Source organism: Cronobacter sakazakii (assembly GCF_000982825.1).
Taxonomy (GTDB): Bacteria; Pseudomonadota; Gammaproteobacteria; order Enterobacterales; family Enterobacteriaceae; genus Cronobacter; species Cronobacter sakazakii.
The window spans coordinates 1945661-1959357 of record NZ_CP011047.1 but is presented as its reverse complement, the minus strand read 5'-3'; the positions used below and the strand labels follow the sequence as shown (position 1 = coordinate 1959357).

At 59.1% G+C, this 13697-nt stretch carries 11 protein-coding genes and 1 pseudogene; 5 read left to right on the top strand and 7 right to left on the bottom strand.

The window, feature by feature from the left end; all coding sequences use genetic code 11:
- Nucleotides 1–25: 25 nt before the first annotated feature.
- Nucleotides 26–619, bottom strand: coding sequence for a nucleotide exchange factor GrpE (gene grpE, locus CSK29544_RS09225; protein WP_004387959.1), 594 nt, complete (start codon nt 617–619; stop codon nt 26–28).
- Nucleotides 620–741: 122 nt separating this feature from the next.
- Here grpE and nadK point away from each other — a divergent pair, with 122 nt between their 5' ends.
- From nadK to bamE, 3 genes are all read left to right on the top strand, one after another.
- The gene (gene nadK, locus CSK29544_RS09220) at nt 742–1620 is read left to right on the top strand and encodes an NAD(+) kinase (protein ID WP_004387957.1); all 879 of its coding nucleotides are present in this window, start codon (nt 742–744) and stop codon (nt 1618–1620) included.
- Nucleotides 1621–1706: 86 nt separating this feature from the next.
- Nucleotides 1707–3368: a DNA repair protein RecN gene (gene recN / locus CSK29544_RS09215; RefSeq protein WP_007896285.1), complete on the top strand. Its 1662-nt coding sequence runs from the start codon at nt 1707–1709 to the stop codon at nt 3366–3368.
- Between the two features lie 216 nt (nt 3369–3584).
- Complete coding sequence (gene bamE, locus CSK29544_RS09210; RefSeq protein ID WP_004387956.1) at nt 3585–3929, top strand: outer membrane protein assembly factor BamE; 345 nt, start codon at nt 3585–3587, stop codon at nt 3927–3929.
- Nucleotides 3930–4038: 109 nt separating this feature from the next.
- Here the strand turns inward: bamE and CSK29544_RS09205 are convergent, their stop codons facing one another.
- Together CSK29544_RS09205 and CSK29544_RS09200 are read right to left on the bottom strand one after the other, a co-directional pair.
- Nucleotides 4039–4329: an RnfH family protein gene (locus CSK29544_RS09205; protein ID WP_004387955.1), complete on the bottom strand. Its 291-nt coding sequence runs from the start codon at nt 4327–4329 to the stop codon at nt 4039–4041.
- Nucleotides 4319–4756: a type II toxin-antitoxin system RatA family toxin gene (locus CSK29544_RS09200; RefSeq protein WP_007763442.1), complete on the bottom strand. Its 438-nt coding sequence runs from the start codon at nt 4754–4756 to the stop codon at nt 4319–4321. Before CSK29544_RS09200 ends, CSK29544_RS09205 begins: the two co-directional genes overlap by 11 nt.
- A 148-nt stretch (nt 4757–4904) precedes the next feature.
- On the opposite strand from CSK29544_RS09200, the gene smpB reads away from it, so the two are divergent.
- Nucleotides 4905–5387, top strand: coding sequence for an SsrA-binding protein SmpB (smpB, locus tag CSK29544_RS09195; RefSeq protein WP_029039582.1), 483 nt, complete (start codon nt 4905–4907; stop codon nt 5385–5387).
- Between the two features lie 166 nt (nt 5388–5553).
- On the opposite strand, the gene CSK29544_RS09190 is transcribed toward smpB, so the two are convergent.
- The 4 genes and pseudogenes from CSK29544_RS09190 to CSK29544_RS09175 form a co-directional block, all read right to left on the bottom strand.
- Complete coding sequence (locus CSK29544_RS09190; protein ID WP_007896283.1) at nt 5554–6723, bottom strand: beta-barrel domain-containing protein; 1170 nt, start codon at nt 6721–6723, stop codon at nt 5554–5556.
- Between the two features lie 9 nt (nt 6724–6732).
- A complete protein-coding gene (locus tag CSK29544_RS09185; RefSeq protein WP_007896282.1) occupies nt 6733–8868 on the bottom strand; it encodes a type I secretion system permease/ATPase in 2136 nt (711 codons plus the stop codon).
- Between the two features lie 23 nt (nt 8869–8891).
- Nucleotides 8892–10241, bottom strand: coding sequence for a TolC family outer membrane protein (locus CSK29544_RS09180; protein ID WP_007896281.1), 1350 nt, complete (start codon nt 10239–10241; stop codon nt 8892–8894).
- A gap of 84 nt (nt 10242–10325) precedes the next feature.
- Nucleotides 10326–12941 (bottom strand): annotated as a pseudogene (locus CSK29544_RS09175) (beta strand repeat-containing protein); the annotation flags it as partial.
- 44 nt (nt 12942–12985) lie between these two features.
- On the opposite strand from CSK29544_RS09175, the gene CSK29544_RS09170 reads away from it, so the two are divergent.
- Nucleotides 12986–13683, top strand: a protein-coding gene (locus CSK29544_RS09170; protein WP_095033700.1) for an IS1-like element IS1B family transposase whose coding sequence is annotated in 2 segments (ribosomal slippage) — nt 12986–13235 and nt 13235–13683 — 699 coding nt in all. Because the reading frame shifts where the segments join, the coding sequence is not laid out codon by codon here.
- The last annotated feature ends 14 nt before the right edge of the window (nt 13684–13697 follow it).

Sequence of the window (13697 nt, the reverse complement as noted above, 5' to 3'; positions counted from 1 at the left end):
ATTACTACGTCCGTTACGACGCGGCTTACGCCTTCGCTTTCGCGACGGTCACCATCGCGGCGCGAATGGTGCGGCCGTTCAGGGTATAGCCTTTCTGCATCACTGCCAGCACGTGGTTCGGCGCAACGTCTTCCGATTCCACCATGGCGATAGCCTGATGCACGTTCGGATCCAGCGGCACGTTGGTGTCGGCAATCACTTCCACGCCGAACTTACGCACTACATCCAGCATCGATTTCAGGGTCAGTTCGATCCCTTCCACCATCGCGGCCATATCCTGGTTTTCTTTGTTCGCCACTTCGAGCGCGCGATCGAGGCTGTCAATGACCGGCAGCAGCTCGTTGATGAATTTCTCCAGCGCGAATTTATGCGCCTTCTCGATATCCTGCTCGGTACGGCGACGCAGGTTTTCCATCTCCGCTTTCATGCGAAGCACAGTGTCGCGCTCGCGGTTCTGGGCCTGCGTTAACTCCGACTGCAACCGGGCAATCTCTTCATCGCGCGGATCCACCTGCTCAGCAGATTCGGCAGATTCTACAGCCTCAACCTCTTCATGCTGCTCCGTGACGATCTCTTCCGGGGCTTGCCCGTCAGGCGTTTTCTGTTCTTTACTACTCATGAAATTCTCCGCGTTTATGCATTCGTATCGCTAACCTGGATTATTATGGGGATCAGTTTGCGGGTTTCAAGGGAAGCAGACAGATTGTCCCCCTTTCCACGCCTATAAGGACGACCAGGAAAATGAATAACCATTTCAACTGCATCGGTATTGTCGGACATCCACGCCACCCTACCGCGCTGACGACGCATGAAATGCTCTGGCGCTGGCTCTTAGATTGCGGCTACGACGTCATTATCGAGCAGCAGATAGCCGAGGAGTTAAAACTCACGGATGCCCGCACCGGGACGCTGGCGGAAATCGGCCAGCAGGCGGATCTGGCGGTCGTGGTCGGCGGGGACGGCAATATGCTCGGCGCCGCGCGCGTTCTGGCGCGCTACGATATCAGCGTCATCGGCATCAACCGCGGTAATCTCGGTTTCCTCACCGATCTCGACCCGGACAACGCCCAGCAGCAGCTGGCGGACGTGCTTGAAGGTCATTACATCCGCGAGCAACGCTTTTTACTGGAGGCGCAGGTCTGCCAGAAAAATTGCCAGAAGCGCATCAGCACCGCCATTAATGAAGTGGTTTTACACCCCGGAAAAGTAGCGCACATGATTGAATTTGAAGTCTATATTGATGAAAAATTCGCCTTCTCTCAGCGCTCTGACGGCCTGATTATCTCAACGCCGACCGGCTCCACCGCCTATTCGCTCTCGGCAGGCGGCCCGATTCTCACGCCGTCGCTCGATGCCATCACGCTGGTGCCCATGTTCCCGCATACGCTCTCGGCACGTCCGCTGGTGATTAACAGCAGCAGCACCATTCGCCTGCGTTTTTCCAACATGCGCAGCGATCTCGAAATCAGCTGCGACAGCCAGATAGCGCTGCCTATCCAGGAAGGCGAAGATGTGTTTATACGCCGCTGCGACTACCCGCTGAACCTCATTCACCCGAAGGATTACAGCTATTTCAACACGTTAAGCTCAAAACTCGGCTGGTCAAAAAAATTATTCTGAAACCGGCATCAGCCACTTTACTGTATATAAAACCAGTTTATACTGTATGCAATTACAGCTCTGTGAGTTTATACAGGAAGGCGGCTATGCTGGCACAATTAACCATCAGTAATTTCGCTATTGTTCGTGAACTGGAAATCGACTTTAACGCCGGGATGACCGCCATCACCGGCGAAACCGGCGCCGGTAAATCCATTGCGATCGATGCGCTGGGTTTGTGCCTGGGTGGCCGCGCGGAGGGCGATATGGTGCGCGCCGGTGCCAGCCGCGCGGATCTCTGCGCCCGCTTTGCATTGAAAGACACGCCCGCCGCGCTGCGCTGGCTGGAAGAAAACCAGCTTGAAGATGGCAGCGAGTGTCTGCTGCGCCGCGTTATCAGCAGCGATGGCCGCTCGCGCGGCTTTATCAACGGTACCGCTGTGCCGCTCTCACAACTGCGAGAACTCGGCCAGTTGCTGATTCAAATCCACGGTCAGCACGCCCACCAGCTTCTGCTTAAACCCGAGCATCAGAAACGCCTGCTGGATGGCTATGCGGGCGAAGGCGAGTTGATGGCACAGATGGCGCAGAGCTACCGCCAGTGGCATCAAAGCTGTCGCGATCTCGCCCTGCATCAGCAGCAAAGCCAGGAGCGCGCCGCGCGCGCCGAGCTGCTGCACTACCAGTTAAAAGAGCTTAACGAATTCAACCCGCAGCCGGGCGAGTTCGAGCAAATCGATGAAGAGTACAAACGCTTAGCCAATAGCGGGCAGCTGCTTTCTACCAGCCAGCAGGCGTTAAACCTGCTGGCCGACGCGGAAGATGCCAATCTGCAAAGCCAGCTCTACAGCGCACGCAATCTGGTGACCGATCTCGTCGGCATGGATGACAAACTCTCGGGCGTGCTGAATATGCTTGAAGAGGCCGCCATCCAGCTGAGCGAAGCCAGCGACGAACTGCGTCACTACTGCGAACGCCTGGATCTCGACCCGAACCGTCTGTATGAGCTGGAACAGCGCATCTCCCGTCAAATCACGCTTGCGCGCAAGCACCATATCGCCCCGGAAGAGCTGCCCGCGTTCCACCAGAAGCTGCTTGAAGAGCAACAGCTCCTGGACGACCAGGCCGATTGCCTGGAAACGTTGACTCTGGCGGTCAACAAACATCACCAGCAGGCGCTGGCGGTAGCGCACGCGCTGCATGAAAGTCGCGTAGTGTATGCGCGCGAACTGACGCAGCTTATTACCGACAGTATGCATTCGCTGTCGATGCCGCACGGCCAGTTCACCATCGACGTGCTGTTTGAAGAGCATCACCTGACAGCGGAAGGCGCGGATCGCATCGATTTCCGCGTCTCCACGAACCCAGGCCAGCCGTTGCAGCCGCTTGCGAAAGTGGCCTCCGGCGGCGAGCTTTCTCGTATCGCGCTGGCGATTCAGGTGATCACCGCCCGTAAGATGGAAACCCCGGCGCTGATTTTCGATGAAGTGGACGTGGGTATCAGCGGCCCGACCGCCGCCGTGGTGGGTAAACTGCTGCGCCAGCTGGGCGAATCCACTCAGGTGATGTGCGTTACCCACCTGCCGCAGGTCGCGGGCTGCGGGCATCACCACTTCTTTGTCAGCAAAGAGACCGATGGCGCGATGACCGAAACCCATATGCAGCCGCTGGATAAAAAAGCGCGCCTGCAGGAGCTGGCCCGTCTGCTGGGCGGCAGCGAAGTGACGCGCAATACGCTGGCGAACGCTAAAGAGCTGCTGGCAGCATAATTTCTCCCAGGCGGGGCTTTGCGCCCCGCGTTTTCGCTCAGAAAAGCATCAACAAAAGCGCGTGGCGTGCTTTAATCGCTTTTTGCGCTAACTTTTTTCCTCCGCTACGGTCATAGTGAAGCGCCTTAAGGTTTTAAACTGACTGAAGGTTTATTATCATCGGCTAATTATGTATGAGCCGCGTGTTGCTCGGGCCCGAAAAGGAATCTAATCACTATGCGCTGTAAAACGCTGACTGCTGCCGCAGCGGTCCTTCTCATGTTGACCGCAGGCTGTTCTACTCTGGAGCGAGTGGTTTACCGCCCCGACATAAACCAGGGTAATTACCTGACGTCTACCGACATTGCTAAAGTCCGTATTGGCATGACGCAACAGCAGGTTGCTTACGCGCTGGGCACGCCGATGATGACGGACCCGTTCGGCAGCAATACATGGTTCTACGTTTTCCGCCAGCAGCCGGGTCACGAAGATGTCACGCAGCAGACGCTGACGCTGACCTTCAACAGCAACGGTGTGTTGACCAATATGGATAACAAGCCGAAGCTCGACGCGAAGCGTTAATCGCAGCGGATGCTGAAACGAAAAAGGTGCCTCAGGCACCTTTTTTATTGGCCGCTTTATGGCGTGAGCCAGACGGCGACATTGAGTAATGCGTTGCGAGGCTCGCCGCTTACTTTTTTGCCGCGCGTTCGGCACGCTGGCGGCGCAGCTCTTTCGGGTCGGCAATCAGCGGGCGGTAAATCTCCACACGATCGCCGTCATTTAACGTATCAGCAAGCTTAACCGGACGGCTGTAGATCCCGACCTTATTCTTCTTCAGATCGATGTCTTTACGCAGCTCCAGCAGGCCGGAGGCGATAATCGCCTCTTCCACCGACGCGCCTTCGGGCAGTTTGACCTTACGCAGGTACTGTTTTTCGGGCAGGGCATACGCCACTTCCACCTGAATCTCACCCGGCACTGTAAACCTCTTTGGCGCGCTGCGAGAACGCCTGCACCATGCTGGACGCAAGCTCTTTAAAGACCCGGCCAAACGCGAGTTCGATGAGCTTATTGGTGAATTCAAAATCGAGATTGAATTCAATCTGGCAGGCGTCTTCGGTCAGTGGCGTAAATTTCCAGCCGCCCATCAGTTTTTTGAAAGGGCCATCGACCAGATGCATCAAAATGCTCTGATTGCTGATCAGCGTATTGCGGGTGGTGAACGTTTTGCTGATGCCGGCTTTCGATACTTCCACCGCGGCCGTCATCTGGCCCGGCGACGATTCCAGCACGCGGCTTCCCACGCAGCCTGGCAGAAACTCCGGGTAGGATTTTACATCGTTCACTAACTTATACATCTGCTCAGCGCTGTAAGGCACCAGGGCAGTACGACTAATCTGGGGCATAGTATTTCCTGTGAGTCATACGACTTAGAAATAATAACATTTATCATCCATTAAACAAAAACTCGCCGGCAGACATGCTAAGATAACCCTTTTCCACCCCGGGAAAGGGGTGCGTTTTACGACCGGATTACCTATACTGAGCGGCACTATGACCAAGAAAAAAGCACACAAACCTGGCTCAGCCACCATTGCGCTCAACAAGCGCGCCCGCCATGAGTACTTCATCGAAGAAGAATTTGAAGCAGGCCTGGCCCTTCAGGGCTGGGAAGTTAAATCCCTGCGCGCGGGGAAAGCCAACATCGGCGACAGTTACGTTATCCTCAAAGACGGCGAGGCGTATCTGTTCGGTGCCAACTTCCAGCCGCTGAACGTGGCGTCCACGCACGTGGTTTGCGACCCGACCCGCACGCGTAAGCTGCTGCTTAACCAGCGCGAGCTGGATAATCTGTATGGCCGCATTAACCGCGATGGTTATACCGTGGTGGCGCTGACGCTGTACTGGAAGAACGCGTGGTGCAAAGTCAAAATCGGCGTGGCGAAAGGTAAGAAGCAGCATGATAAGCGCTCCGACCTGAAAGAGCGCGAATGGCAGCTTGATAAAGCACGCATTATGAAAAACGCGGGGCGTTAAGCCTGGCGACAAAAAAACCGGCGGATGCCGGTTTTTTTATGGGCGCGGTGGGTGCGCTTCGCTTACCCACCCTACAAGATGACACTATATACGCGTGTAGGGCGGGTAAGCGCAGCGCACCCGCCATCTCAATAGCGCACCTGCACCTCACTATCAGGCCGCCAACCTAACGCTCCCTTAACGCCTCTTTCACCTTATTAAGCGGCTTAATCAAATAATCGAGCACCGTTTTCTGCCCGGTTTTGATCTCCACATTCGCGACCATCCCCGGCAGGATCGGGAAACGCTTGCCGTTGCGGTTCTTAAGCTCGGCGCTTTTGGTGCGCACATACACGCGGTAATAAAACTGATCGCGCTTTACCTCATCCTGAAGCGTATCGGGCGAGACCATCTCCACCTCGCCTTTCAGATCGCCATAGATAGATGAATCGTATGCCGTGATCTTCACCGTCGCGGGTAATCCCGGCCGGATATAAGCGATATCGCGCGGGTTGATGCATGTTTCTACCAGCAGTTGATCTTCCAGCGGCACAATCTCCATCAGCTTGCCGCCGGGCTGGAGCACGCCGCCCACCGTCGTCACCTGGATATCTTTCACCACCCCGCGCACCGGCGAAAACAGCGTAGCGCGATCGAGTTGATCCGCCTTGCCCGCCATCACCTGCAACTGCGCGTCGAGATCGGCATTATTCTTCACCTGCTCTTCACGCGCGCGCACCGCGAACTGGTTACGCGCATCGTCCATTTTGCCTTTCAGCTCCGCGGCCTGACGTTGCAGACGAATAACCTCCACTTCGCTGGCAGCCCCCTTCGCCACCAGCGGCTGGGTCATGCGCAGCTCCGCCATCACCAGATTGTAGGTTTTTTGCAGGTTCTCCAGCGTCTCGTTGAGATTACGACGGCGCGATTCATAAAGCTGGCGTTCGCGGGCCACCAGCGCCGGTTCGCGCATTGATTCCTCGCTAAACTGAAGCGGCTCACCGGTCAGTTCCGAGCGCAGCCGCTCGCTGGACGCGCGCAGCGCCCGCGCTCTCGCCGCCGCCTCGCCGTAGTTTGACTGAAACCGCGTCGGGTCGAGCCGCGCCAGCATCTGCCCGCGCTCCACCACGTCGCCCTCATGCACCATCAGCGCGTTAACTATGCCCCCGTCCAGGCTCTCAATCACCTGCGCGCGGCTCGACGGCGTGATTTTGCCGGTACCGACCGTCACTTCATCGAGCGTGGCAAACCACGCCCAGACGAAAAACAGCACCAGCGCCGCCAGCGTCAGCCAGATAACCGACGAATAAAACCGCCCCTGGCGCGCCAGCTCTTCCTGCATCGTTAATTGGCTCATCAATGCTCCTTACGCCACCGAGGCGACATTGCTGTTGCGCTGCGCCGTCTGCAAAATCGCGTCGCGCGGGCCGTCCGCCACCACTTTGCCGTTTTCCATCACCACCACGCGGTCAACCAGCGACAACAGCGCCGGGCGGTGCGTCACCAGCACCAGCGTGCGGCCGGTCAGCCACTGGTGAAGCTGGCGGATAACGTAGCTTTCCAGCTGTTCGTCCATCGATGCGGTCGGCTCATCAAGCAGCACAATCTGCGGATTACGCACCAGCAGACGGCTCAGCAGCACCATCTGGCGCTGCCCACCGGAGAGCCCGCGCCCGCCTTCGTTAATCAGCCGGTCTAGGCTTGCGGCGTCATGCTGCACCATGGAGAGCGCGCCGCTGATGCGCAGCGCCTGCAACAGTTCAGCATCGGTGGCGTTCGGGTGCCCGAGCATCAGGTTCTGGCGCAGGGTGCCGAAAAAGAGCCGCGACTCCTGCGACAAAAATCCCACCTGGCGGCGCACGTCCATCGGATCGATATGCGCCAGATCGACACCGTCGATAATCACTTTGCCCTTGCTCGCCTGCGCCTGGCCGGAGAGCAATTTCAGCAGCGTCGATTTCCCGGCACCCACTTTGCCGAGGATCGCCACGCGCTCGCCGGGTTTGATCTCAAGTGACGGCACCAGCAGCGCCTGATCGCCTTTTTCTTTATCGTAGCTGTACTGCACATCCTGAAACTGATAGTGGCCCGCCAGCACCGGGCAGTGCGCCATCTTGCTGCCCGCTTCTTTATCCAGCGGCTTTTTCAGCAGCTCATTCAGCCCGCTCATGGCGGTTTTGGCGTGCTGCCAGCGGGAAAAGACCATCGTCAGTTGCATCAGCGGCGCCAGCGTGCGCGAGGAAAGCAGGCTGCACGCCACCAGTGTCCCGGTGGTGATTTGCCCGTCAAGCACCAGATAGCTGCCGAACACCAGCATGCCCGCGTAAGTAATCTGCTGCACCGTCGAGGCCCAGCCGCTTAAGCGCGCGCCCCAGACGCGCTGCTTCATGCCGATGTTCGCGCCCACGCTGTGCGTGTGCTCCCACTGGCGCTGAAAATAGGGCTCGGCCTGGAGCGCTTTAATATCCTCAACGCCCTCGATCGACTCCACCAGCACGGCGTTACGGATAGCGCTCTCGCGCATCCCCTCTTTGGCGAGTTTCGCCATCGGCCACTGGATCAGAAGCCCCGGGATCACAATCAGCGGGATCGCGATAAGCGGGATCGCCACCAGTTGCCCGCCTACCAGCGCCATGATCCCGAGGAACAGCAGCACGAACGGAATATCCATCGCCGCGCCAACAGTGGTGGAGGTCAAAAGCTCGCGCACCTGATCGATCTCACGTAACTGCGAGATAAACGATCCGGTGGATTTCGGCCGCTCGTCGTTTTTAATCGCCATGGCGCGGGCATAAAACAGCGATGACACATTGAGATCGATATGCTTGCCCATGATGTCGGAGACATGCGTGCGGGCAAGCCGGATGAAAAATTCAAACAGCGCCGCCAGCAGCACGCCGAAGAACAGCACCCACAGCGTCGGGAACGACTCCGCCGGGATCACGCGGTCATACACCTGCATCGAAAATAAAATGCCCGCGAGCGCCAGCACATTGCCGAGAATCGACGCCAGCGAAATCTCCGCCAGCTTGCGCCCGGCATGGCGGAAGTGACGCCAGAACCAGTGTTGTTCGTAAGGGCGGGTAAAATCATCGATGCGGGCGTCGCGCCCGCGGGCGGCGATACCGAGCAGCGCCACCTCCGGTTTGACGCGCTTGAGTAACTCTTCCAGCGGCTCTTCGCGCACCAGGTCGCCGCCTTCGCTCAGCCAGTAAGTCACCACGCCGTCGGCGTCGATGGCTTCCAGCAGCATCAGCCCGCCCTCTTCCAGTTGCACGATGACCGGCAGCGTCTGGCTGTTCCAGCGCATATTTTTAATGGGCGTCAGGCGGACCTGTAAGCCCATCAGCCCGGCGAGCCGCTCGAGCCGTGGCGCGAGCGGTAAATTTTCAAACCAGCGCATCTGCTGGCGCACCGCCGGCGCGTCGGCGGGCAGTCCGAACCGCCCCGCCGCGCGCGTCATGGCGCGGATCCAGCTTTCGGTATCAGGGATCTGGGACATCGCTACTCCTTAAAATGCCGCGCTCAGAGCGACGGCAGGGTATCTCCGGTCATCCGGGCGCGTTCAATGCCAAGCATATCGAGCAGGTTATCCACTGCGGCGGCGTAGCGCACCGCGGCATCCCACGCGTCGTAGCGGGCGGTAATGGCGAGCGTGTCGGCCTGAAAAACGTCCTGTTCGATGCTCAGAAGATCGTTCAGGCTGCGCTTGCTGAGCCGGTATTCATCGCGGTACACCTCGCGCGCGTGCCCGGCGCTGGCGATCTGCTGTTCACCCGCCAGCTGACGCTGCTGCGCGCCGGTCAAATCAGCCCAGGCGGTGGCGGCTTTCTGGTTGATATCGAGCTTGCTCGCCTCAACATCGGCGCGCGCGCTGGCGCGATCGCCTTCGGCCGCCTCCACGCGGGCGCTCACCGCGCCGCCCTGATAGACGGGCGCGTCCACCACCAGCTGGACCTGGTCATCCCAGTAGTTGGAATTGTCGTTCTGGTAGCGCGTGCGCCCGGCCTGTACAGAAACCGTCGGCCAGTGCTGGGCCTGCGCCTGGCGAATGCGCTGTTCAGCCGCGAGCTGTTTGGCCTGGGCCGCGCGCACCGCGTTGGTCTGTTCATACGGCAGCGATTTGAGCGTAATCGGCTGGCGCAGCAAATCCTCTGGCAGATCCGGCAACGTGTCAGCCACCACGCCAGTAAGCACGCTTAGCGCCGCCTGCGCCGAGCGCGCCTGGGCGCGGTACTGCTCAAGTGTGGCGTTCATCCCGGCGATGCGGCTTTGCGCCTGTAACACATCAGACTGCGTACTGAGCCCGGCCTCTGAGCGTAAATCCGCCATGCTCTGTACTGAACGCAGCGACTCAAGATTGCGCTCGGCGGCCGCCGCGAGGCTCTGGTAGCGGCGCACCTGTAAATACGCCTGCAGCGTCTGCATTCCGACCTGATTCAGGGTGTCGTAGAGCTGAAAGCGGTAGGCTTCGGAGAGATTTTCCTGCTCGTCAATACTGCCGCCGGTTTTGCCGAAATCGTAAATCAGCTGTTTGAGGTTCACGCCACCTGCGGCGTTACTGTTGAGAGAGCCTGAAGAGTCGGTACGGTGGTTTCGCCCGACATTGCCCTGTAAGGAGATTTGCGGAAACCAGGCGCTTTGCGCCTCTTCCAGATTGGCTTTGCCGACACGGATTTGCGCCGCGGCCTGTGCGATTTTTGGGTTACGCGCGAAGGCGCGAAGTATGGCTTCTTTTATCGTAAGCTGCGCCTGTAGCTGCTCGCTGGGAGCGGTCTGCCAGGCGAATTCCTCCTGTGAAACGGCGGGAAAACTGACAAGGGCAGCGGCCAGCAGCAATGCCAGCCGCCTGTAGCGCATTGTGTTGTTGTACATCCAGTTCCACCTTATGACGCCGTCTGCGCGGCTGGTGATATTGTTAAGATGACGCAGGCGCCTCCTCCCTGAGGCGCCGTGGCGTTAGACCATATTGACGTGCAATCCGTGCTGGATCAGGACATCCCCCAACGTGTTGGTTTGCGAGCTGTTATGCCAGACATCAAACTGCACGCCGTCCACTTCGCGCTGTCCGCTCACTTCCCAGATATCGCTGCCGCCTTTCACCAGATTGACCTGATCCCCGTTCACGCCTTTGACGATCAGATCGTCTTCCGGCTTGTCGGTGATGGTCAGCGCCTGGTGCAGATCCAGCGTCAGGCTGTTGGTGCCGGACTTACCGAGATCGAAGATCTCAATGTGCTGAACCTGTCCGCTCAACGCCGTCAGGTCGAGTTTGAGATTGACGCCATCGATGACCAGGGTGTCGGTTCCCGCGCCGCCGTCGAGCGACGCAAAGCCAAGCGAGGCGAGGTGAATCGTGTCGCTGCCGCTACTGCCCTGCACCGACTCGCCGCTCTGGCTGGTGCCATCGGCGAGATCGATGCTGACCCCGCCGATAGTATAGCCACCCGCTACGCTGCTGCTGTCGTCTGCCACGGTGGAACCGCTATCACTGTTTGTTTCTGTGATCGCGCCAACAGCGGCGATTTTCGCGGTCACCGCAGACTGCTGGCTGTCGGCTGTCGTCGCGGTCTGACTGGTCTCATCAACCAGCGCGAACAGCGAGGCTTCATGCTCAACGCTCGCGGCCGCGAACGTGGCTGGCGGCGTGGTGGAGATAATCTGCCCGCCGAGCCCGACGTTGAGGTACCCGGTATTGCCCGCCACATCGGTGGCGTAAATATTCAGCACGCTGGAGAGCGACAGCAGTTGCAGAATATTCAGCCCCAGGCCGAGGTTTGCTGACCAGTTGCCATTGCTGTCGGTAATAGCCGTGGTATTGACCGTCCCGTTCAGCAGTGACAGATGCACCACCGAGCCCGGCGCCAGGTTAGCGGAGCCGCCGCGCAGCGTCAGGCCTGTTGAGAGCAGCGCCAGCGGGTTAAGGCTGGTCAGCGGGTTGAACGTTAGCGTCGGCGTGGTGAGTTTCACCGTCACGTCGCTGCTGGTGCTGTTGACGTTGCCCACTTTATCCGTCACCGAGACACCCACTTTCAGCGCGCCGTTGGACAGCCCATCCAGAATCGAGCTGCTGACCGGCAGCGACCAGGTGCCGTCGCTCGCCACCGTCGCGTTATAGGTGTTTGTGCCAAGCGTCACTTTCACCGTCGCGCCATCCGCCGCGCCGGTGATTTTCCCGCTGATCGTCTGGCCGCTGCCCGCCTCGCTAACGTTCAGATAGCCATCGTTACCAAACAGCGAGGTCAGTGACACCGTCGGCAGCGAATGGGTAATGACATTCAGCACGCCGCTGGTGTTAGCGCTGTTGCCCGCCGGGTTGGTCACGCTCGCGTTCACCGTCAGCGTGCCGTCGAGCAGCCCGCTGAGGTCGGTTTTCGGCACCGACAGCTGCCAGGTGCCGTCATTACCGACGGTGGTGACGTAATTTTTACCGCCAAGCGACACCGTGACCTGCGAGCCGACAGCGTTGGTGCTGGTGCCGGAAATGGTCTGGGCGCTCAGGATATCGGTGGCGTTAAGGCCGTTATCGCCAAACAGCGAGGTAATGGCGAGCGTCGGCAGCGCGCCGATATTCACCGTCAGCCCGTTACTGCCGCTGGCGGTATTACCTGCCGCGTCGCGCGCCGTCACGGTGACGTTCAGCGGGCCGTCGGTCAGCCCCTGCAGAGACGTGGTTGGCACCGACACCTGCCAGGTGCCATCGGCGCGCACCGTGGTGTTAAACGTCAGCGCGCCCAGTTTGACCGTCAGTGCGCTACCCGCCGCCAGGTTAGTGGCGGTGCCGCTGATAAGCTGTGGGCTTAACAGATCGCTGAGGCTCAGGATGCCATCCCCAAAGATGGGGTTGACCGCCACCTGCGGCAGCGCCTGAACAATCGCATTCACTATCTGCGAGCCGGTCGCCACGTTGCCGACCGGGTCGGTAACGCTGGCGCTGACCGTCAGCGTGCCGTCCTGGAGGCCTTTCAGCGTTGCCGACGGTACATTCACCGACCAGGCACCGTTACTAATCGCCGCCGTGAAGGTGCTGCCCCCCACGTTAAGCGTGACCGTACCGCTCGTGAGGTTGCTGGTGCCGCTGATAACCTGCCCGGCGTTCGCCTCCGCCGCGTTCAGCCAGCCGTCGCCGCCAAACAGCGTATTGATGGCGACCGTCGGCAGCGTGGTGATGCCCACGACCACCGGCGTTCCGTTGACCGTCGTGGTATTGCCGTCCGGCGTGGTGATGGTGACGCGCGGCGTCAGCGAGCCCTCCGCCAGCGAGGCGAGATCGGTCGGGTTAAGCTGGATAGTAAAGCGCCCGCCTGTGCCCACCGTGCCGGTAAAGGTGCGCGCGCCCAGCGCTACGGAGACGCTGGAGCCTGCCGTCGCGTTAGTGACGACGCCTGAAATGGTCTGGCTGACCAGCGCGTCGGCGGCATTCAGCAGCCCGTCGCCAAAGACCGAGAGCGACGAGAGCGCCGGTGCCAGCAGATCCAGCGTCAGCGAGCCCGTCGCCGAGGCCGAGTTGCCGTTAACGTCAGAGGCGGTCACGGTTACCGTCTGGTTTCCGGTCGCTATTCCTGGTGATGCTGCCAACTTACTGATTTAGTGTATGATGGTGTTTTTGAGGTGCTCCAGTGGCTTCTGTTTCTATCAGCTGTCCCTCCTGTTCAGCTACTGACGGGGTGGTGCGTAACGGCAAAAGCACCGCCGGACATCAGCGCTATCTCTGCTCTCACTGCCGTAAAACATGGCAACTGCAGTTCACTTACACCGCTTCTCAACCCGGTACGCACCAGAAAATCATTGATATGGCCATGAATGGCGTTGGATGCCGGGCAACCGCCCGCATTATGGGCGTTGGCCTCAACACGATTTTCCGCCATTTAAAAAACTCAGGCCGCAGTCGGTAACCTCGCGCATACAGCCGGGCAGTGACGTCATCGTCTGCGCGGAAATGGACGAACAGTGGGGATACGTCGGGGCTAAATCGCGCCAGCGCTGGCTGTTTTACGCGTATGACAGGCTCCGGAAGACGGTTGTTGCGCACGTATTCGGTGAACGCACTATGGCGACGCTGGGGCGTCTTATGAGCCTGCTGTCACCCTTTGACGTGGTGATATGGATGACGGATGGCTGGCCGCTGTATGAATCCCGCCTGAAGGGAAAGCTGCACGTAATCAGCAAGCGATATACGCAGCGAATTGAGCGGCATAACCTGAATCTGAGGCAGCACCTGGCACGGCTGGGACGGAAGTCGCTGTCGTTCTCAAAATCGGTGGAGCTGCATGACAAAGTCATCGGGCATTATCTGAACATAAAACACTATCAATAAGTTGGAGTCATTAC